This window comes from Limibacterium fermenti (assembly GCF_041902845.1).
Taxonomy (GTDB): Bacteria; Bacteroidota; Bacteroidia; order Bacteroidales; family Dysgonomonadaceae; genus Limibacterium; species Limibacterium fermenti.
Genome location: NZ_CP159486.1, coordinates 3,584,540 through 3,606,936 on the forward strand (window position 1 = coordinate 3,584,540; position 22,397 = coordinate 3,606,936).

The 22,397-nt window shown below is 45.2% G+C and carries 18 protein-coding genes and 1 tRNA gene; 15 read left to right on the forward strand and 4 right to left on the reverse strand.

The features are described from left to right. Positions 1–76 precede the first annotated feature (76 nt). Positions 77–1,285, reverse strand: a complete 1,209-nt coding sequence (locus tag ABNK31_RS15495) for an IS110 family transposase (protein ID WP_418892526.1) — start codon at positions 1,283–1,285, stop codon at positions 77–79. A gap of 402 nt (positions 1,286–1,687) precedes the next feature. Further along, entirely contained in the window at positions 1,688–2,833 is a 1,146-nt protein-coding gene (locus tag ABNK31_RS15500; RefSeq protein WP_418892990.1) for an IS110 family transposase, read from the reverse strand. Positions 2,834–2,981: 148 nt separating this feature from the next. On the opposite strand from ABNK31_RS15500, the gene ABNK31_RS15505 reads away from it, so the two are divergent. The 11 genes from ABNK31_RS15505 to ABNK31_RS15555 all read left to right on the forward strand — a co-directional run bounded on the left by ABNK31_RS15505 (position 2,982) and on the right by ABNK31_RS15555 (position 16,857). Next, positions 2,982–5,012 carry a M13 family metallopeptidase gene (locus tag ABNK31_RS15505; RefSeq protein WP_418893350.1) on the forward strand — a complete coding sequence of 677 codons (2,031 nt, stop codon included), beginning with the start codon at positions 2,982–2,984 and terminating at the stop codon, positions 5,010–5,012. A gap of 43 nt (positions 5,013–5,055) precedes the next feature. Further along, the gene (locus tag ABNK31_RS15510) at positions 5,056–5,667 is read left to right on the forward strand and encodes a riboflavin synthase (RefSeq protein WP_418893351.1); all 612 of its coding nucleotides are present in this window, start codon (positions 5,056–5,058) and stop codon (positions 5,665–5,667) included. 184 nt (positions 5,668–5,851) lie between these two features. After that, complete coding sequence (locus tag ABNK31_RS15515) at positions 5,852–7,192, forward strand: hypothetical protein (RefSeq protein WP_418893352.1); 1,341 nt, start codon at positions 5,852–5,854, stop codon at positions 7,190–7,192. A gap of 29 nt (positions 7,193–7,221) precedes the next feature. After that, positions 7,222–7,839 carry an LPS export ABC transporter periplasmic protein LptC gene (lptC, locus tag ABNK31_RS15520; protein ID WP_418895423.1) on the forward strand — a complete coding sequence of 206 codons (618 nt, stop codon included), beginning with the start codon at positions 7,222–7,224 and terminating at the stop codon, positions 7,837–7,839. 9 nt (positions 7,840–7,848) lie between these two features. Next, on the forward strand, positions 7,849–9,126 hold the full coding sequence (locus tag ABNK31_RS15525) for a hemolysin family protein (protein WP_418893353.1): 1,278 nt from the start codon (positions 7,849–7,851) through the stop codon (positions 9,124–9,126). Between the two features lie 151 nt (positions 9,127–9,277). Beyond that, positions 9,278–11,413: a peptidylprolyl isomerase gene (locus ABNK31_RS15530; RefSeq protein ID WP_418893354.1), complete on the forward strand. Its 2,136-nt coding sequence runs from the start codon at positions 9,278–9,280 to the stop codon at positions 11,411–11,413. A gap of 197 nt (positions 11,414–11,610) precedes the next feature. Then, positions 11,611–11,685 (forward strand) — tRNA-Pro (locus tag ABNK31_RS15535). Positions 11,686–11,771: 86 nt separating this feature from the next. After that, the gene (gene aspS, locus ABNK31_RS15540) at positions 11,772–13,523 is read left to right on the forward strand and encodes an aspartate--tRNA ligase (RefSeq protein WP_418893355.1); all 1,752 of its coding nucleotides are present in this window, start codon (positions 11,772–11,774) and stop codon (positions 13,521–13,523) included. Between the two features lie 159 nt (positions 13,524–13,682). Then, positions 13,683–14,246 (forward strand): helix-turn-helix domain-containing protein, encoded by a 564-nt coding sequence (locus tag ABNK31_RS15545; protein WP_418893356.1) that lies wholly within the window; start codon positions 13,683–13,685, stop codon positions 14,244–14,246. Positions 14,247–14,331: 85 nt separating this feature from the next. After that, positions 14,332–16,569, forward strand: coding sequence for a heavy metal translocating P-type ATPase (locus tag ABNK31_RS15550; RefSeq protein ID WP_418893357.1), 2,238 nt, complete (start codon positions 14,332–14,334; stop codon positions 16,567–16,569). A 57-nt stretch (positions 16,570–16,626) separates the two neighbouring features. Beyond that, a complete protein-coding gene (locus ABNK31_RS15555; protein WP_418893358.1) occupies positions 16,627–16,857 on the forward strand; it encodes a heavy-metal-associated domain-containing protein in 231 nt (76 codons plus the stop codon). A gap of 438 nt (positions 16,858–17,295) precedes the next feature. Here ABNK31_RS15555 and ABNK31_RS15560 read toward each other — a convergent pair whose 3' ends face one another. Further along, on the reverse strand, positions 17,296–18,000 hold the full coding sequence (locus ABNK31_RS15560) for a Crp/Fnr family transcriptional regulator (protein ID WP_418893359.1): 705 nt from the start codon (positions 17,998–18,000) through the stop codon (positions 17,296–17,298). A gap of 132 nt (positions 18,001–18,132) precedes the next feature. On the opposite strand from ABNK31_RS15560, the gene hcp reads away from it, so the two are divergent. The 4 genes from hcp to ABNK31_RS15580 all read left to right on the forward strand — a co-directional run bounded on the left by hcp (position 18,133) and on the right by ABNK31_RS15580 (position 22,020). Continuing rightward, positions 18,133–19,827 (forward strand): hydroxylamine reductase, encoded by a 1,695-nt coding sequence (gene hcp, locus ABNK31_RS15565; RefSeq protein ID WP_418895424.1) that lies wholly within the window; start codon positions 18,133–18,135, stop codon positions 19,825–19,827. A 90-nt stretch (positions 19,828–19,917) separates the two neighbouring features. Continuing rightward, complete coding sequence (locus ABNK31_RS15570) at positions 19,918–20,244, forward strand: cupin domain-containing protein (protein ID WP_418893360.1); 327 nt, start codon at positions 19,918–19,920, stop codon at positions 20,242–20,244. A 23-nt stretch (positions 20,245–20,267) separates the two neighbouring features. Further along, positions 20,268–21,503, forward strand: coding sequence for a DUF438 domain-containing protein (locus ABNK31_RS15575; RefSeq protein WP_418893361.1), 1,236 nt, complete (start codon positions 20,268–20,270; stop codon positions 21,501–21,503). Beyond that, positions 21,490–22,020 (forward strand): DUF1858 domain-containing protein, encoded by a 531-nt coding sequence (locus ABNK31_RS15580; RefSeq protein ID WP_418893362.1) that lies wholly within the window; start codon positions 21,490–21,492, stop codon positions 22,018–22,020. The genes ABNK31_RS15575 and ABNK31_RS15580 overlap by 14 nt, the downstream gene beginning before the upstream one ends. Before the next feature lie 107 nt (positions 22,021–22,127). Here ABNK31_RS15580 and ABNK31_RS15585 read toward each other — a convergent pair whose 3' ends face one another. Further along, positions 22,128–22,364 (reverse strand): hypothetical protein, encoded by a 237-nt coding sequence (locus ABNK31_RS15585; protein WP_418893363.1) that lies wholly within the window; start codon positions 22,362–22,364, stop codon positions 22,128–22,130. Positions 22,365–22,397 lie beyond the last annotated feature (33 nt).

Genomic DNA, 22,397 nt, shown 5'->3' on the forward strand with positions numbered 1-22,397 from the left:
GGGACGACTGTGACATTGGCCTATTTGTAAACGGGGTCTTGAGCCACCACAAAGTTACCCGGCCTTTACGCTTGTCTTATAGATTAATATTCAGTATGTTCGCTGTTTTTTCGTACTCCTTCTTGTAATATGCGAGCCGGGCTTTCATCTTCACCGGATCGTAAACAGGGGCCAGCCGGGGATCGTATTGCCTGGTGTGCTTGAGCACGTTCCATATGACAACGAGCAGTTTCCTTGCTATGGCGACCAGAGCCTTTTTCCTTGGCTTGCGCATGGTCATGCGTTGGAACTTTTCCTTGAAAAACGAACCCTTCGACCGGGAAGCCGCCCAGGAGACCTGTACCAGGATCGAACGCAGGTACTTGTTGCCTTTGGTGGTAGCGGTGCTCTTGTATTTGCCGGCGCTTTCATCATTCCTCGGGCGCAATCCCGCCCATCCGACAATCTTGCCGCTATTTTCAAAGACACTCATATCCCCACCCGTTTCGGCTATTATGGTCATCGCCGCTATCCGGCTTATTCCCGGAATGGTTTGTAAAAGATTTACCGGCAACGCAAAATGTAGGCCACATATCCGCTCCATTTGTGACAGACATTCCGATATCTGCAACTGGTATATGTCATACTCCTGTTTCGCCCAGGACAATTCCTGGCGGTGGTGCGCCCTGATATTGCCCCTAAGGGCCTCCTTTAATTTCCCGCTCTGCTTGTTTTTCCTGTTCCCGTACACCAGGCTTACAAGATAGCCCGGGTCTGTCCATCCGGCTATCAGCGCCTCGACGATACCCATGAAACTTTTCGTGCTGATACTGCTCAGGCAACTGCTCGCCCGGATACCTGCCTTTACCAGGATGGCGTCCATACACGTCAGCACACGGGTCACCTGCTGCCTGAGCTTGCCGTATTTGCGGGAATAGACCCGCAACTCCTGTATCAGGGGAGCAGGAACGAAACTGCCGCGCATCATGCCCTTGTGCAACAGGCTGGCTATCCACTGGGCATCCTTGATGTCGCTCTTACGACCCGGCATCTGTTTGATCAGGTACGGGTTGACAAGCGTCAACTTGAACCCCATCTCGTAGAATATGTCCCACACGGCAATCCAGTAGATACCCGTGCTTTCCAGGGCCACCTCCTCCACCTCTTCCGACTGCAGGTACTCACCCATCGAATAGATTGCAGGGGTCAGCGTTGCATATTCTTTCACTTGAGAATGACTCTCTCCATTGTAGATTGCACAGAATATATTATCTTTGTGCACATCTAAGCCACATACTTTTTTCATTATTGAATATTTTAGTGGTTAATGATCTTCAAATATAGAGAAAGTTGTGGCTTATTTCAAATCAATGTGTAAAACCGGCCCAAACGGACTCAAACAGAACACTCAATTTTTATGGGTCTGTGTATATGTGTATACTTTTATGTATATTTCCTCTATAAATCGAATAAAAAAGTATGCGGAAGTGTCTTGAGAAGGTATATATTTGTTGATTAAGAGCATACCAATCGGGATGAATGCTTTGGGGCTTCCATCAAAAACATTAATTTCCTCTTCGAACTCTTAGGTCTCTTGCTCGTGTCCAAAAGTGATTCCCTGCGAGAGTCAGTTTGCAAAACGGGGTAATGTATCCACCACAAATATAGGGACTTTACAAGGAACCCGTTATTTCTTTGTGACAGTTATTCAGGCAACTCCAGTGCTGAGTTTCTGCATGTATTCCTTGTCAAAATATTCATCCCTGGAGAGCAGTGACCAGATAATGACCAGCAGGTGGCGTGCTATGGCTACGGTACACTTCTGCTGCTTCTTGCCCCGTTGCCTCAACCGCCAGAACTTGTTGTAGAATATTGATCCCCGTGTCCTTGATGCTCCCCATGCCGCTTCCATTAAAGCTTTACGCAGATATTTGTTTCCGTGCGTGATTTTCCGGCTTTTGATCTTTCCCGCACTTTCATCGTTGCGGGGCCTGAGCCCCGCCCATGAAACCAGGGCGGCCGCAGTGGCGAACAGGGTCATGTCGGTTCCTATCTCGGAGATGATGATGGCGGCCGACTGCTCCTTGATGGCCGGGATGCTTTGCAACAGCGTGAATGCCCTGTCATAATGCTTTTTGCATAACTTGACCATTTCAATAAGGCATGTCTGTTTCTGTGCCTGGTGCATCTTTAAAGCCTCCATGTATTGTTTGAGCAAATCGATATCGGCCTGTTGGACGTAACCTTCGAGGGAATCACGCACCGTGTCGCGGCCATGCTTGTTCAGGGTCCTGCCGTGTATGAGCTTGACCAGCTTATCTGCCGAGCGTTCCCCTTCGAGCAGGGCGCCCACGACTTTTTGGTAACTTTTGCCGTCTATGTTGGAGACATAGTTGCTGATGCGGATATTACAGCTTTGAAGGATCATGTCGACGCGTTGTTCACAGCGTATGATATCCTTGTTTAACTCGTTAATGCGGCGACCGTACAGGCGTAGTTGCTGGATCATCGAGTCAGGGACAAAACTGTTCCGCACCAGTCCTTTCAACAGGGCCGTGGCAATCCATTGGGCATCCTTCACATCGCTCTTGCGCCCGGGAAGTTGTTTGAGGAACTGGGGATTGACAAGGTACATCCGGAAATCCTTCTCGAGCAAATGCCAGACCGGTTTCCAGTAAATGCCGGTACTCTCCATGCAAACTTCACTCACGTAATGGGACTTGAGCGTATTGCACAACCCTTTAATCTCACGGGTGGAAACTCCAAACTTCCTTTCACTTTTTTTGCCCTGTTCGTCCAGAATACACATGAATATGCTATCTTTGTGGATGTCAAGGCCGCAGACTGTTCTCATAATGTTATGTTTTTAAATTAAACTTTGTGCCTAGAGCACGTTAATTACTTATAGAACGCTGTGGCCTTGATTTTTATTTGCTCGTGTATAAAATCTCGACTTTTTTATTTAAGTTTGTAGCTACTAAATAATTTAATTATCTCACTTTATGAAACGAATAGTATTTCCCATTATCGTTTTAGCTATTATGGTCACAACAAGTTGTTCTCAACAGAAGGCCTCGCAAAACGACGGCCTCAATCTGGCTAACTTAGATACTACCGCCGCTCCCGGCGAAAGTTTTTATCAATATGCCACAGGAGGTTGGCAAAAAGCCAATCCCATCCCCGACGAATATGCCCGCTACGGATCGTTCGACAAACTGCGCGAAGAAAATCAATCGCAGATTCAAGGATTAATTGAAGAGCTGGGAAAACAGGAAAATGCCTCCGGATCGAATGCCCAAAAAGTGGGCGATCTCTACAAAATGGGCCTCGACAGCGCCAAGCTTAATGCCGACGGCGCAGCTCCCATTCAGGCTCAATTGCAAGAAATCGCCGACGCGAAAGACAAGAAGGATATTATCCGGTTAACGGCTCTGGTAGGCCGTTATGCGTCCAATCCGTTTTTCGGATTCTCGGTTGGCCCCGACGATATGAACAGCACCATCAACATCGCCCATCTTTACCAATCCGGTATCGGCATGGGCGACCGCGATTATTATCTCCTGCAAGATGACCACACCCAAATGGTACGGCAGGAATATGTGAAGCTTCTGGAAAAACAATTTACCAATGCCGGTTACGCCGATGCCGACGCCAAACAAGCGGCCGCACAGGTGATGAGTATCGAAACAGAACTGGCCAAAGCTCATATATCGAAAGAAATGCGCCGCCGTCCCGAACTCAACTATCACAAAATAGCTGCCGCCGACCTCAACAAGCAAGTCGCTCCGTTTGAATGGGACTTTTTCTTCGAACAAACCGGTGCTTCGGCTTTCGACAGCCTGAACGTATCGCAAATCGAACCGGTCAAAGCATCCATCGCATTGATAGACAAACAGCCGATCGACGCATTGAAAAATTATTTGAGTTGGAAAGTCATCAATTCAGCCGCAAGCTACCTCAGCGACGATTTCATCAATGCGAATTTCGATTTCTACGGCAAAACGTTAAGCGGAAGCAAAGAGTTGCGTCCTCGCTGGCGCCGGAGTATCGATGCGGTGAACGGCGCCCTCGGCGAAGCTGTCGGACAACTATACGTACAGAAATACTTTCCGCCCGAAGCCAAGGAACGGATGCTCACGCTGGTGGAAAATCTACGGATTTCGTTAGGCGAACGCATCAACCAGGTGGAATGGATGAGCGACGCCACCAAGGCCAAAGCAGAGGAAAAGCTGAATACGTTTATCGTAAAAATCGGCTATCCCGATAAATGGAAGGATTACTCGCCGCTCGACATTAAGGACGATTCTTACTGGCAGAATATCGTCCGCGCCTCCGAGTTCGAATACGATGATATGCTCAAAGACCTCGGAAAGCCGGTCGACAAAAGCAAATGGTACATGTCGCCCCAAACGGTCAATGCCTATTACAATCCGTCGTCCAACGAGATTTGCTTTCCCGCCGGAATCCTGCAACCGCCTTTCTTCTATATGAACGGCGACGATGCTATTAACTACGGAGGCATCGGAGTGGTTATCGGCCACGAAATGACGCATGGGTTCGACGATCAGGGCCGCAAGTTCGATAAAGACGGTAACTTAGCCGATTGGTGGACTCCGGAAGACGCCACGCGTTTCGACGAACGGGCTGCCGTGCTGGTGCGCCATTTCGATAATATTGTGGTTCTCGACACCGTACGCGCCAACGGAACCTATACCTTAGGCGAAAACATCGCCGACCACGGCGGACTCCAAGTTTCGCATCACGCTTTTCTGAAGACTCCGCAGGCCCAATCGAACGAAAAGATCGACGGCTTCACCTCCGAACAACGATTCTTCCTTAGCTATGCGAATCTTTGGGCTGGAAATGTACGCGATGCGGAAATCCTCCGCCTCACCCGTATCGACCCGCATTCTCTGGGAAAATGGAGAGTTGACGGAGCGCTGCCTCATATCGATGCCTGGTACGAAGCGTTTAACATCCAGCCTTCCGACCCGTTGTATCTGCCTAAAGAGCAAAGAGCCTCCATTTGGTAAATTAGCAAATCAGCTAATCAGCAAATTAGCAAATTTAAATTATATGTTTTCAGGAATTGTAGAAGAAGCGGCAACCGTTGTCGCACTGAATAAAGAACAAGGGAACCTGCACATCACCCTCAGATGTTCCTTTACCAATGAATTGAAAATCGATCAAAGCATCTCGCACAACGGCGTATGCCTTACGGTTGTTTCTATTGAGGGCGACACCTATACGGTAACGGCGATCAAGGAAACATTGGACCGCTCGAACCTTGGCTTGTTGGAAATCGGGAGTAAAGTCAATCTCGAGCGCAGCATGTTGATGAACGGACGCCTCGACGGGCACATCGTACAGGGGCATGTCGATCAAACCGCGGTATGCGCCGGCGTTACCGAAGCCGACGGAAGTTGGTATTATTCTTTTGAATATGCTTTCGACAAAGAAATGGCGCAGAAAGGATACCTGACCGTAGACAAAGGATCGGTTACCGTAAACGGCGTAAGCCTTACGGTGGTGGAACCGACCGAAAACTCATTTAAAGTAGCGATCATTCCCTACACGCACGAGAACACCAATTTCCATCAAATCCAAAAAGGATCCGTCGTCAATCTCGAATTCGATATTATCGGTAAGTATATCAGTCGCCTGTTGGCATTCAATCGTTTCTTTTAATCGATATTCTGTCACCGGGGGTGTCGCTCCGAGCGACATCCCCGGCAGATAAAACGGTCGACTTTAATCTTTTTAACACGAAGAATTTGTGTATTTGTTGGTTACAACGCAAAAATGTATCATCTTTGCAATCTCAAATCAATTTAGACAAGGCAACCCGGGTTTGTTGATATTATCGAAACAAATGAACAGAACAAAAAAACGTTTTTTCTCGTTAATCGCTTTTCTTACGATTACGATTGTCCTCTTTGCTCAAGAAGTAGGCTCCAATTCACCCTATGGACGATATGGGTACGGACTACTATCGAACCCGTCTTTCGGAGCTTCCGAGGCAATGGGGGGCATTCGTTACGGCTTACGAAGAAGTCAGCAGGTTAACCCCGGAAACCCGGCTTCCTACTCCGAAATAGACACTCTTACTTTTATTTTCGATTTAGGGGTGTCGGGGCAAATGACCCGACTCGGCGATGGAAGCAATATCCGCGATTACTATAATGGCAACTTGGATTACATCGCCATGCAATTCCCCGTTTTCAAAAACGTGGGGGTTAGTGTTGGCCTCCTGCCGTTCTCCAAAGTAGGTTATAATTATGGTGCTACCCGTTCGCGAGAAAGCATCCAGTATCAGGAAACCTATCGAGGCACCGGCGGGTTGAGTCAGGTGTATGGGGGTATTGCATGGGAACCCTTTAAAAATATATCTGTCGGGGCGAATATATCGTATTTATTTGGGAATATCACCTATAGCACCGTCGGAATACCGACCTCTACTTCCGCCTTAATATCGGAAAGTAAACAGACGTATTCCATTCATCATCTCAAATACGACTTGGGCGTGCAATATACTTACCCTATCGACCGGACAAGTTCGGTGACTTTGGGTGCCGTATATACGCCGCAAGTGAGTCCTTCGGCCGTTGTGTATCCCACCGAAATGTTGTACACGGCCGATCCTTATAAATATCCTTACTCCAGCCCGGCTCAAATACAAAAGACCGATACGGCCGCTGCGCAGACGTTCGAAATACCTCAATCTTTCGGCCTCGGCGCTACGTACATGAACGCTCACTTATTGGTCGGAATCGACGGAACGTATCAATTATGGAAAGATGCGTCGTATCCCTCGCTTTTGGATGGCATGACGGATGCCTCCCGTTTCAACAACCGGTATAGGATTAATGCGGGAGCGGAATATATTATCGATCCGTTAAGCCGGAATTTCTTCCAACGGATTCGCTTCAGGGGCGGGGTATCATATAGCAATTCGTACATCAATGTAAACGTAAAAGATCCCGCTACAAATACCAGTCTGGGAGTGGGCGGATACAAAGAATACGGCATCAACTTCGGGTTGGGACTTCCGTTCCGCGATAATCTATCGGGGCGCGTTTCGATGCTGAATATCGGTTTCGGTTATTCCAGACAGCAACCCGAAAAAAGCAATATGATTAAACAGGATATGTTTAAGATATCGGTCAATATGAACATTAATGAATTGTGGTTCTTCAAACGTCAGTTCAATTAAAAAGATTTTTGAAAAGACTCCCGGACATATTGACTTCTTTTCGTACAATAACGATTCTCTCGATCGTTATGTCGATGATATGGGTCACATCTTGTAAGAAAAAAGATGAGAACCTGATGGCTTTCGAATATGATCCGGAACAGGTGCCGTCTATGACTACAGATACGGTAACCACGTTAATTTCCGATTCAGGGGTGACGCGCTACAAAGTCATAGCCGCTGTCTGGCAGGTTTTCGATAAAGCAAAAGAGCCTTATTGGTTTTTTCCGGAAGGAATTTATTTGGAGCAATTCGATTCGACTTTCAATATCGAAGCGACCGTGAAAGCCGACACAGCGTGGAATTACACCTCTCAAAATCTTTGGAGATTAAAAGGAAACGTCCATGTCGAAAATATCAAAGGCGAACGATTCGATAGCGATGAATTATTCTGGGATCAACGCAAAGAAAGAGTCTATTCCGACAAATATATCGAAATAACGCAGGGACTCCGGAAAGTAAAGGCATACGGCTTCGAGTCGAATCAGGAAATGACGGAATATCGCATCTTCCGGCCTTTCGACGGCATAATTCCCGTGCAGGAAGATCTCGAACCGGCCGATTCGTTAGCCTCTGAAGAGCTCATCCAACCGGAAACGACGCAATAGCAATAGCAGATGATGAATATATCAACGCTTATCGGATGGTGGATTGCTTTTATGATCCTTTCCATGTTCTTCTCGGGCATGGAGGTGGCTTTCGTATCCTCCGACAAGTTGCGGTATGCCGTCACGAAAAAATCGGCCGGCCCTTTTAATTACATGCTGAATACGATCTACACGCATTCACACATGTTCATGAAAACCTTAGACGCGGGCAGATTGGTTGTCTTAGTCTTTTTCATCTATTTTACTATTCTCATCGGTTATCCCTATATTGAACGGAAAATTCATCCTAATCCCCTGCTGAATTATTTTCTGATCATTCTTTTTGCGACGTTTTTCATCTTGCTCACGGGAGAGTTCTTCCCTCGTGCCGTCTTCAAGAAAAACGCCGACGGGTGGGTTAAGACATTTGTCTTTCCGGCTTTCATTTTCTATGTTTTCCTCTATCCGGTAACCCGGTTCTTTATTATCCTTTCAAAAGGTATTCTCTCTTTTTTTGGTATCCGATCGGCTCTCTCGAAGGAACGAGAACTCGGACGAGTCGAATTGAATTCATACGTCCGGCAGAGCATTGAAGATATGCCCGATCAGATGCAGGTCGACCCCGAAGTGAAAATCTTTCAAAATGCGCTCGACTTCTCATCTACCAAAGTGCGGGATTGTATGGTTCCCCGCGCCGACATCGTGGCGGTCAGCGAAGATACCGGTGTGGAAACGCTCAAGCAAAGATTCATCGAAACGGGTATTTCGAGAATCTTGGTTTATAAAGATGATATTGATAATATCATAGGATATATTCATACGTGGGAAATCATTAACAATCCTGAAGATTGGACCAAAAATATCGCCTCTGTCTCTTTCGTTCCCGAAAGCATGCAGGCCAACAAACTGATGAGTGACCTGATGCAACAACGCAAAAGTATTGCGGTGGTAGTCGATGAGTTCGGCAGCACATCGGGCATTGTTACCATCGAGGATTTAGTGGAAGAAATATTCGGCGATATTGAAGACGAATATGACGTTAAATATAAATTTGTAAAACAAGAAAGTGACAACGAGTATGTGTTAGCGGGACGTGTGGAAATCGACCAGTTGAATGAGAAGTATCATATCGGCTTACCGGAGTCGGATGACTACTCGACCATTGCGGGTTTTCTTCTGCATCACCTTCAGCGTTTTCCTAAAACATACGAAACGATCATGATTGGCAAATTCACATTTAAGATACTGAAAGTGACAACCCGGAAAATCGAAGTAGTACGATTACATATCGAGGAGGTTATAACTTGACTCTATCGAGAGTGCCGCTCCAACCGACGCCTCGGCAAAAGAAATTTTTCCGTCAAAAAATAACATTATCTGCTTTATTTTTACTACCTTCGTGCCCTGTTTGGAATATATACATATTTGAATGTTTAAATGTAACTAAAAAGATAGTTCAATGGCTACTTTACAAAAAATTAGAGATAAAGGAACGCTTTTAGTCATCGTCATCGGCGTGGCTTTGTTGGCCTTTGTTTTAGGAGACTTAATCACCTCAGGAACAACCTTATTTAACAGATCGCGCGACAAGGCTTTTGTCGTAAACGGCGAAGTCATCGCAACGAAAGAATATGCAGACCGCGTAAGCGAATGGGAAGAATTTCAGAAAATGACGAGCGGACAATCATCGCTCGATGAAAACACCTCTTCTCAAATCCGCGAAGCGGTTTATCAACAAATGGTCCGTGAGCGGTTATTGGAAGATCAGGCAAAAAAACTGGGCTTAACCGTCTCAAAAGAAGAAATCAATGATTTGGTTCAAGGCGAAAACATTTCGCCGCTGTTGCAGCAACTGCCTTTCTTTGTCGATCCTCAAACAGGTGTGTTCAACAAAGCGGCCCTTACCGAATTTCTCAGCGTGATCAACACGCCGTCAACTTCCGCTCAACCCGAACAACAAGCAATGGTCGATCAGTATAAATCCTTATGGTTGTTTATCGAAAAAATGATCCAATACCAACGACTCGAAGAAAAATATGTTTCTTTACTGTCGAGTGCGATCATGGTAAACGATACGGAAGCGAAAAACTATTTCGACTTGTCTCAGCAAAACGCCGACATCACGTATGTGGCGCAGAATTATTTTTCTATTCCCGACTCAACCGTTAAGGTTACCGACGAGGAAGTAAAATCATTTTACAACAAACATAAAAAGACCTTCGTTTTGGAAGCTCCTATTGTAAAGTTGTCTTATTTCACGAAGGAAATCGTTCCCAGCGACGAGGATTTTGCCGAAATAGAAGCCTCGGCAAAACAAGCTTATGAGGCGCTGCAAAAAGCAGAGAACCCCGCTCCGGTGGTAGCCGACTATTCGGAGACTCCTTATCGCGACGTTTTTGTATCACAAAATCTCCTTACTCCCGGACAGTTAGCTTTTGCCCGCACAGCCGCGGTGAGCGAAATGTATGGTCCGGTACGGGAAGGGGACTCGTTTCAATTATATAAATTAATCGACAAAACAGTTGCTCCCGACTCGGTTCATTTACGGATCATCGCAATCCCTGATGCTTCGGCCGCAGGACAAGATACGTTAGTAACCAATTTCGTGGACAGTATCTATAATGAAGTCCGGTCAGGCAAATCGTTTGCGGAAGTAGCGAACAGCCTGAATCCGCAATCAAACGGCGGCGATATCGGTTGGGCAAGAGAAATAGATCTTACCTCTATAGGAGGCGATTTGGCTAAAAACGCTTTTAATGCTCCTCTGGGAGAAGTAATGAAATTAAGACTCCCAGGCCAGCAAGTTCTTATGCAAGTGGAAGAGAGGACATCGCCGGTGCAAAAATACAAATTGGCCGTTGTCAATATGCCGGTAGTGCCCAGTGAAAAGACCTCGAACAACGTCGATAATGAATTAAACCAGTTTGTTTCCATTCCCGATGTAAGTAAGAATTTCAGCCAATTGGCCGCAGAAAAAAGTTATTCTATTGTCCCGAACTTTTCGGTATCGGCTAATGATTTCTCTCTCGGACAGATTCCGGGTTCGCGTCAGGTCATCACTTGGGCTGCGAACGAAAAAGAAAAAGGCGCTGTAAAGAAATTCGATTTGACCAATATGAGAATCATAGCCCGGGTAGATGAAGTGATTCCGGCGGGTACGACTCCTTTATCGGAAGTCGCATCGACCATTCGCACCCGATTAACGAACGAGAAAAAAGCGGAAAAAATCATCGCCGATCTCTCTTCGAAAAAACTAGGCTCGATAGAAGCGTATGCTCAAGCAATGAATGCCACGCCCGACACCGTGAAGTTCGTCAACTTCAACACGCAAAACATTACGGGAATCGGTTATGAGCCTGCTCTGAATGCGGTATCCGCATTTGCTCCGCTCAATACCATTACCGGTCCGTTAAAAGGGAACATGGGTGTGTTTGTAACTTCCGTGGCGAATCGCACACAAGGCTCCGAGACCTACGATGCAAAAGAGCAGAAAAGAATCCTACAAGGCAATAACGCCTATCGCTATCAAATGCAATCGGCCGATGTTTTAAAGAAGAAACTGGGTGTGGAAGATAATCGATTCAGATTCTTCTAACCTTCATACAATAACGACTTAAAAGGAGTTTGAAACATTTCAAGCTCCTTTTTTATGATACCTGCTTGGAGATTAGCCACCGAAAACGAGAAAACGTCACCAAAGCATCCTTTTTCCGAGGGAATAAAAGCAGGGAAAAGTTTTGATATTACGGACTTTCGTTGTATTTTTGCAGCCACGTTTAAGAGAAAGAATATCGGGATGTAGCACAGTCCGGTTAGTGTGCCTGCTTTGGGAGCAGGAGGTCCCAGGTTCGAATCCTGGTATCCCGACGGGATCTGAGGCTGTTGAATAATTCAATAGCCTTTTTTCGTTCATGGAAATAGTAAACAAACCGACTATTTTGTAAAACAAGAATATGTACAGAAGCAATACTTGCGGCGAATTACGCCAAGATAACATCGACACCGAAGTTACTTTAGCCGGATGGGTATCGAGAATCCGGAAAATGGGAGGAATGACGTTCATCGACCTACGCGATCGCTATGGAATAACACAACTTTCCTTCGATCAAAAAATCAATCACGACCTCTTTGAGCAGGCCAACAAACTGGGACGTGAATATGTCATCCAAGTCACCGGAATCGTAAAGGAACGGTCTAGTAAAAATCCCCATCTTCCTACCGGCGATATCGAAATAATCGTTTCGAAACTCAACATATTGAATGCGGCCAAAACACCGCCTTTCACTATCGACAACGAAACCGACGGCGGCGATGATATCCGCATGAAATACCGTTATCTAGACTTGCGCCGCGAAGTTGTCCGGAAAAATCTCGAACTGCGCCACCAACTGGCGTTCGAGACTCGCCGCTACTTGAACGAGCGCTCTTTCCTCGAAGTCGAAACTCCTGTGCTCATCGGATCGACCCCCGAAGGTGCCCGAGACTTTGTCGTTCCTTCACGCATGAATCAGGGGGAATTTTATGCTTTGCCGCAATCGCCTCAACTCTTTAAGCAATTGCTGATGGTATCGGGGTTCGACCGTTATTTCCAGATTGTGAAATGTTTTCGCGATGAAGACTTACGAGCGGACCGCCAACCCGAATTCACGCAGATCGACTGCGAGATGTCTTTCGTACAACAAGAAGATGTGCTCACAATGTTCGAAGGTCTCGCCAAACATGTTTTTAAAACGATAAAAGGAATCGAGTTGTCAGACTTTCCACGCATGACTTATGCCGATGCCATGAAGTATTATGGCTCGGATAAACCGGACATCCGTTTCGAAATGAAATTTAACGAACTCAAAGACCTTACCAAAGGACAGGATTTCGTCGTTTTCGACTCGGCTGAATATGTCGGCGCAATCTGTGCCGAAGGCTGTGCCGCGTATACCCGAAAACAGATCGACGAATTGACCGATTTCGTAAAACGCCCTCAAATAGGCGCTAAGGGGTTGATTTACGTTCGCTACAACACCGATGGTTCGATTAAATCGTCGGTCGACAAGTTCTATTCGCAAGAGATCCTGCTAACATGGATTGAACGTTGCGGGGCAAAGCCGGGTGATTTATTGCTCATTCTTGCCGGGGATACCGAAAAAACGCAAAAGCAATTAGGTGAACTGCGACTGGAAATGGGCTCGCGCCTCGGACTACGAGACAAACAAGACTACCGATGTCTGTGGATCGTCGATTTTCCTTTACTGGAAAAAGATGAAGAACTGGGGCGTTACTTTGCCAAACACCATCCTTTCACCTCCCCAAAAGCGGAAGATATTCCGTTGCTCGACACCGATCCCGGCGCCGTGCGGGCAAACGCATACGATATCGTTATAAACGGTGTCGAGGTAGGAGGCGGATCAATCCGTATACACGATAGCAATCTCCAGAAAAAAATGTTCTCCGTCCTTGGATTTACCGAAGAGCGTGCACAAGAACAGTTCGGCTTCCTGATGGACGCATTCCGCTACGGCGCTCCTCCTCATGGAGGTATCGCTTTCGGGTTAGATCGCTTCGTATCCATCTTGGCCGGATTAGACAGCATTCGCGATTGCATCGCCTTCCCGAAAAACACGGCGGGACGCGATGTCATGATCGATGCGCCTTCGAGAATCGAACAAGAACAATTGGACGAATTAGGACTTATAATCAAGAAGAAACCCTAAGATAAGCCAACACATATATATGAATGCATCGGATGGCCTATAACCTTCCGGTGCATTTTTTTTCATCTATTGCGGATAATCATTCTTTTCGTATTGAAAAATGATATACTTTTGTATCGAAATACCGGCATATCTCAGAGTGAAATAAACAATATGACAATGACAAAGCTATACATAAAGAACATGGTCTGTGATCGGTGCATTATGGTGGTGCAAAATGAAATATGTAAAGTTGGTATCGGTATAAAAGATATACAATTAGGAGAAGTCACTCTTGAAAAAGAATTGTCAGATGAAGAAAGACTTGTATTGGACGCGAGGTTGACCGAACTGGGTTTTGTACTAATCGATAACAAAAAGAGCCGTATCATAGAAAAAATAAAGAATATTATCATTCACTACATACATTATGGGGCGAATGACACAAAGTCCAATTTATCAAATATATTAAGTACTGAATTGCATCATGATTATAGCTACTTGTCCAATTTATTTTCGGAAGAAGAAGGTACGACAATTGAAAAATACTCTATCGCTCAGAGAATAGAGAAAGTGAAAGAATTATTGGTATATGATGAGTTGTCGTTGAGTGAGATTGCTTACCGCCTGAACTATTCCAGCTTGGGGTACCTGAGCAATCAGTTCAAAAAAGTGACTGGCGTTACTCCCAGTCGTTTCAAACAGATCAAAGAAAACAAAAGGAAGCCATTGGACAAAGTGTAAATCTTACAAATCTATTCCAGAAATACACAATAACCCGAATCGAAATTGTCATCACCTTTGTACCGTAAAATAAAACAAAGAATGTATGACAATAAACGATAAAAGCCCGGCAAAAGCAGAAGACCTCATACAACAGTCTTTTCCGGTATTGAATATGAGTTGCGCTTCATGCGCTGTGAATGTAGAAAACATCGTGAAATCGATAGACGGAGTTGCCGATGCTTCCGTAAATTTTGCCACCGCTACATTGTCGGTAAAATACATGGCGAATAAGATCGATCCGCCGGCTTTGCAAAAAGAAGTTCAATCTGCCGGTTATGACTTACTTATCGAAGATGAAACGTCCCGACAAGAACTGCTTGAAACCATTCGCGAAAAAAATTTCCAGACGTTAAGGAATAAAACCTTTTTGGCCGGTATCCTTTCACTTCCGGTAGTTATGATCGGTATGTTCTTTATGGATTTGCCCTATGGTAACGAAATCTCATGGCTGTTTTCAACACCCGTTGTATTTTGGGTAGGCAAGGGCTTTTTCGTCAATGCATGGAAACAAGCGAAACATCGCTCTGCCAATATGGACACGTTGGTTGCATTGAGCACAGGAACGGCTTATTTATTCAGCGTATTCAATATGTTGTTTGCAGATTTCTGGCTTGCAAGAGGCTTGCAGCCCCATGTGTATTTTGAAGCTTCGGCGGTGATTATTTTCTTTATCCTTTTAGGTAAACTATTGGAAGAAACAGCAGAAGGAAATTCCTCTTCTGCAATTAAAAAGTTGATGGGACTACAGCCGAAAACGGTGACGATCGTTTTGCCCGGCGGACAGGAAAAACAAGCCTGTATCGGAGATGTAACTATAGACGATATCATTCTGGTAAAACCCGGTGAAAAAATCGCAGTAGATGGTATTGTCACTTCCGGCAGTTCATATGTCGACGAGAGTATGTTGAGCGGTGAATCCGTACCGATACTGAAAGAAGAGAATGAAAAGGTGTTTGCCGGCACGATCAATCAAAAAGGCAGTTTCAAGTTTAAAGCCGAAAAAATCGGTAAGGAAACGGTGCTCGCTCAAATCATTAAAACAGTACAGGATGCGCAAGGCAGCAAAGCTCCGGTTCAAAAACTCGTCGATAAAATTGCCGGCATATTTGTTCCGACAGTAATAGGAATAGCCCTAATCACGTTCATTATATGGCTGCTGTTTGGAGGCCAAAATAATGTTGCACACGGACTTTTAGCGGCGATTACCGTTTTGGTGATTGCCTGTCCCTGTGCATTGGGATTGGCTACCCCTACGGCGATTATGGTTGGTATAGGAAAAGGTGCGGAAAACGGAATTTTAATCAAAGATGCCGAATGCCTGGAACTTGCCAGGAACATACAATCAGTCGTACTGGATAAGACCGGAACCATCACGAAAGGAAAGCCACAGGTAACGGATAGTAAATGGCTTGACGAAACGGACTTAGGCAAACGAGTCTTATTAAGTATCGAAAAACAATCCGGGCATCCATTGGCAGAAGCGGTCGTTAACTATCTGGAATATGTGCAAGATGTTTCATTATCCAAATTCGAGAGTATTACCGGTAAAGGGGTAAAAGCAATGTACAAGGGTGAAAGTTATTTTGTCGGCAACAAACAACTACTGACAGAGAACAATATTCCCATAACAAATGGCTTACAACAGCAAGCTGAAGAATGGGCTAAACTATCAAAGACGGTAATCTGGTTTGCGAGCGGTAAACAAACCCTTTCTGTATTGGCTATCTCAGACAAGATAAGAGAAACCTCGGTAGAAGCCATCCGGCAAATACAAGAGATGAGAGTTAACGTGTATATGCTCACAGGCGATAATGAGTTTACTGCACAAGCTGTTGCACAGCAAACAAACATACCGTATTATAAGGCGGAAGTGCTGCCGCAAGACAAAGCGGATTTTGTAAAAGAACTTCAACGCAAAGGAGAAGTAGTAGCCATGGTGGGCGACGGAATTAATGATAGTACAGCCTTGGCGACGGCGGATGTAAGTATTGCCATGGGCAAGGGAAGCGATATCGCCATGGAAGTAGCGAAAATAACAATCATTTCGCCGGATCTTACCAAGATATCCCAAGCCATCCGATTATCGCGTCAAACCGTATCGACCATCAAACAGAACTTGTTCTGGGCATTTATATATAATCTTGTCGGTATTCCTGTCGCCGCAGGAATCCTTTATCCGGTCAACGGTTTTTTACTCAACCCCATGATTGCGGGAGCGGCTATGGCTTTAAGTAGTGTCAGTGTAGTATGCAACAGTTTGCGGTTAAAATGGAAGAAATAGACAACTGCGTTTAATCACAATTTTATATCCGTTCTCAATCATCAAAATTAGAAGAAAATGAGCAAAGAAAATCAACAAATTTTTAAGTTTAAAACAAATATCCATTGCAGTGGTTGTGTAGCAAAAGTAACTCCATTTCTTGATAAAACTGAAAGAGTTTCTCATTGGGATGTGGATATCGTCGGTAGCGACAAAATGCTTACAGTGAAATCAAAAGGAATAACTGAGCAGGAGATAATGGAAATTGTAGAAAAAGCATGGTTTAAAATTGAACCGTTGAAACTATAAATATTTTTATCTATGGGACATAATAAATGAATCAAAAAACTCAACGAAGAAAACAGAAATCTATCGGTAGGAAGAATTTAAAATCTACCGGTAAGGTTATTGTGCCAAGAAAAAGAAGAAAGACCTTTTTTTCTAAATACGACACTGTTATTATTCTGTTTATTGGTTCACTTATAGGATTTTCAATTTGGTATTTTTTTATAAGATGTGGCAATATTCATTGCATACGTAATTCTTTGGTTGTTCCTTATGTCGGAATATCCGCATTTATAACTTGGTGCATATTTATGGCTTTTTTCAAAAAATAAAATATAAAAGTGATTAGCTTAATAAAAAAAATAACGATAATTGATTGAAAGTATGCAGTTCGTCACTCTCCCAAATCCCCTTCGAACTTCTCCAAAAAGGGGATCCGACGCTTTGCGGAATCCTATAAACCTAAATGAGCTTTTCCATTCGTTCCCTATCCAATACCGTCAGTTTGCGCTTATAAAGGGTGATAATTTCCTCGTTAATCATCTCTCCGATCGTGCGGGCCAACGAAGGGCGTTGTACGCCGAAATATTCGGCAAGCTGTGTTTGTGTGCGTTTAAGGATAAAGCTGTTTTGCAAAGGCGTGGTATTCTCAAGGATATACAACGACAACCGTCCCTTCAAGCTTTTTATGGTAAACAGTTGTAATTTGTTCGCCAAGAAAACGGTCATATTCGAGTTAAGTCTCATAAAATTGAGGAGCAACTCCTTGTTCTTCATCATTTCCTGCAACCAAACCGAATCCGGAATCATATAGAATACGCAGGGTCCCGATGCCACAACATCTACCGGAAAGCGGTTTTGTCCGGCAAAAATAAATGCCGGAGCCAGGGGATGCACCGCCTCAATAAAATCGATCTCGATGACATTTCCTTCTTTGGTAATCATTTCGGTACGAACCAACCCGTCGACCAACAAATAAAGAAAACGGATGGTATCGCCTTGACGGGCGACATACGCCCCTTTCTGCAACGTCCGGACTTCCGCCACCGAACGCTCCATAATCTGCGTAATCTCTTCTTGAGAAAGCCCTTGGAAAAGAGGGCAACCCGATAAATCATATTCTCCCATACACGTGTAAGCCGTAAATAACGTGAACAATGTCAGCAAAGGTAACGAATTTGCTTTTGAAAAATAGTTAAATCGCCTACATGTAACTCAAGTTACATTTTTTGTGATTCCTCTAATGTACTTTTGTCATAACAGGAATATATAAAACTAAAAATAAAAGAGATGGATAAAATGTTTTGTTTTCAATGTCAGGAAACGGCCAAAAACGAAGGCTGTACGGTAAAAGGGGTATGCGGAAAAACCGCTACTGTGGCAAATCTACAGGATTTACTGGTATTCCTATGCAAAGGGATATCTCATTACACGGTTCGTTTAAGGGACCGTAAGATAGAAATACCGGAAATCAACCGGTTTATTACGGATAGTTTGTTCATGACCATCACGAACGCGAACTTCGACAAAAGCCGCTTCATCACCCGTATACTTATGGCATATGAATTGCGAAATGCCGCAAAAGAAAAATATCTTTCGAGCGGAGGCGATATAAATGAGATCGCTTTCGAAGGGGCGTTCTGGACCGGCGAAAGGGAAGAGCAAATGGCCGAAAAAGCCGAACAGGTGGGAATATTGACAACGGAAAACGAAGATATCTGCTCGCTGCGGGAACTAACCATTTACGGGCTAAAAGGAATGGCAGCCTACGCCGAACATGCTTATAATCTCGGATATACCGACGACGGCATCTATGCATTCATGCAAAAGGCATTGGTCGCGACGGCCGACGATTCGCTATCGGTAGACGAACTGACCGGACTGGTACTCGAAACAGGACAATACGGTGTTCAGGTGATGGCATTGCTCGATAAGGCCAATACTTCGAGTTATGGAAATCCCGAAATAACAATGGTAAACCTGGGTGTCCGCAACAATCCGGGTATTTTGATCAGCGGTCATGACATGAAAGACATGGAAGAGTTGTTGAAGCAAACCGAAGGTACCGGAGTGGATGTGTATACCCATAGCGAAATGCTGCCGGCGAATTATTATCCGGCTTTCAAAAAATACGCCCATTTCGTGGGAAACTATGGCAGCTCATGGTGGCATCAGACGGAGGATTTCGAACATTTCAACGGGGTCATCCTTTTCACGACAAACTGTATTGTCCCGCCTAAGAAATCGGCAACGTATACCGGCCGCGTATATACCACGGGGGCCACGGGATTTGAAGGATTCAAACATATCGAAGACCGCAAAGACGGCCGTCCCAAAGATTTTTCAGCCGTCATCGAACACGCAAAGCAATGCGCCTCCCCCGAAGAGATTGAAACCGGCACCATTGTCGGCGGATTTGCGCATAATCAGGTCATCGCCTTAGCCGATAAAGTGATCGATGCGGTAAAGACCGGCGCCATCCGTAAGTTCTTTGTAATGGGAGGATGTGACGGACGCATGCGTGGGCGGAACTATTATACCGAATTCGCCGAAAAGCTTCCCAAAGATACGGTTATTCTCACGGCGGGTTGCGCCAAATATCGTTACAACAAGCTTTCCTTAGGAGATATAAACGGCATTCCTCGAGTATTGGATGCAGGACAATGCAACGATAGTTATTCTCTGGTAAAGATTGCCTTAGCGCTCAAGGAGGCTTTCGGACTCGATGATCTGAACGACCTGCCTATCGCCTATAACATCGCCTGGTATGAACAAAAAGCGGTCATCGTCCTTTTGGCGCTCTTATCTCTGGGCGTTAAGAACATTCATTTAGGCCCTACCCTTCCGGCTTTCCTTTCACCCAACGTCGCCAACGTGCTGGTCAGGAATTTCGGAATCGCGGGAATTTCCTCGGTCGATGAAGACATGAAAGTACTATTATCCGTCAAGCGGCATGAAGCCGTTAAACGGATAAGTGTACTTAAAAATCTATAAAACACGACTTTTGTAACCTCGGTTACAACTTTCTTTGCTTCTATAGAATATCTTTGTGTATGAAAATTCATCCGTAAACATAAAAAGAAAATGGCAACATACGAAAAAGCAACCTCTTATAAATTGGACGATACGATCACTTACGCCCAAGGAGGCATTATCAGCAAACAAGTAACGAAGAATAAGGCGGGCAATATCACTCTCTTCTCTTTCGACAAGGATCAGGCGCTCACCGAACATACATCTCCCTATGACGCATTCGTGCAGATTCTCGACGGCGAAGCGGAAATCCGCATTGACGGACAACCGCATGTATTGAAAAAAGGCGAGTGCATCATCATGCCTGCCGATCATCCGCATGCCCTCAAAGCCACTCAACCGTTTAAAATGCTCCTCACCATGATCAGGGGAGAATAGAAAACATTTATACCGATAAAAATATGAGCGAAATCATTCAGAACTCCTCCCAACGCAAAGAAATGCTCCGGCATTTATTGCTCCGCCTTCATGAAGGCGAAGCTCCCGACGTGCTCCGTAAAAGGCTGATAGAAGTATTACGGTCCATCCCTTACAACGAGGTGGTCGAGGTAGAACAAGAACTCATCAATAGCGGCGCATTGTCCGAAAATGAAATTCTCGAGTTCTGCGACCTGCACACTGCGGTATTAGACGGGAGCATCGATCTAGAAGACGCGAAAACCATTCCGCCCGGACATCCGGTGGATACATTCAAAAAAGAGAATGAAGCCTTGAAAGCGGAAGTGAATAAGCTTGTCAGTTTGTTCAACGGTATATCTTCGCTCTCCGAAGACCATTTGCCCGGCTACATTTTACAACTGAGGACCGGATTCAATAACCTGTGGGATGTCGATAAACATTACAAACGAAAAGAATACCTCCTGTTTCCCTATCTGGAGAAACATCTCATCACCGGCCCGCCTAAAGTGATGTGGGGCAAACATGACGAGATACGCAGCTTGCTGAAGAATGCATCCGAGGCATTGGCATCACCGATATCGACCGCCGAAGAGATGGCCTCTGTCATTCAGTTGGTGCTCTTCCCCGCCGTTGAAATGCTCGACGGAATGATTATGAAAGAAGAGCAAATTCTCCTGCCGATGGCCATGGATACGCTTTCGGAGGAAGAATGGTATAAGATATATCACGAAACGCCTGAGTTCGGCTATTGCCTGTTCGATCCCGAAGACGAGTGGAAACCGGAGAACGTAACCCCTGCCGCGCACGAATATGTTACAGCCGATGCTATCCGTCTATCTTCCGGAGCATTCGATCTGTCGGAACTGGAAGCGCTTTTTCTGCATTTGCCGATCGATATTACCTTTGTCGATAAAAACGATAAGGTCCGTTTCTTCTCTCACAGTCCCAAGCGTGTGTTCGAACGCAACCGCTCCATTCTCGGACGCGATGTGCGCATGTGCCATCCGCCCGGTAGCGTACATGTGGTAGAACAAATCATTCGCGATTTCAAGAGCGGAAAGGAAAATAAAGCCGCGTTCTGGATTTCGAACTTCAAAGGCCGTTTTGTGTATATCGAATATTCCGCCGTACGGGGAAAAGACAATGAATATCTCGGCGTAGTGGAGGTCACACAAGACATTACGTCCTTACGTCAATTGGAAGGAGATCAACGGTTGTTGTCGTATGAACAGAAATAAGACCGATATCACTCCCGATACCAAAGTGGGAGAATTACTCGACGACTATCCGGAACTGGAAAGTCTGTTGCGACGCTTTTCCCCTGCCTTTTCGGCGTTGAAGAATCCGGTATTGCGAAAGACGGTAGCGCGCGTTACGTCCCTGCAACAAGCCGCTAAAGTCGGGAATGCCGATGTGGTGGAAATGGTCAATGCCTTACGGAAAGAGGCCGGACTTGCAGCGTTGGAAGATCGATTTTGTTCCGATGACACGGGCGTAGAGGTTCCTGTAGCAGACAAAGCGCCCGATACGCGGGTCACCCACACGTTGGACGTCAGGCCATTGATTCAAGCGGGGGAACATCCCAAAGAAGCGGTATTATCGCTCGCCGGTCGCTTACAGAAAGGCGAGTGCCTGCTCTTTATTGCGCCTTTTCCACCTCTGCCGCTGATCGATCTGCTGAAAAAGAAAGGATTCACCGTAACCATGCTCGCTCCACACGACGGAGCCGTGCACACATTCGTAGAACGGAGATAATGAAATTTACAGACGAATACTGCATGCATCACGAATTTTTCGAATACTCGAAGCAGAATGTATAATATCGAGTACTTCAATACGTTTATCCGTGATACGATAAATTATCAAATGAGAATCCATGACAATATTTCGATATATCCGGTTTTTGGTTGTGAGGTGACGGCATTCGGGATAAACTCTCCATCTTCAATATGGTGGATATGTTCCCACCATTCTTGTTGTGTTCCGTGAAAAGGGACATTGGGATTTCCCTCTGGGAGCGGCGATGTGTTCCGGTAAGCAGCGGTAGGCTCTTCTAATTTATTGACTTGTTTATCAGTTGATTTTAATTTCTTTGACATAACTGAATCATTTTGATATAACGCAAAGTTGGC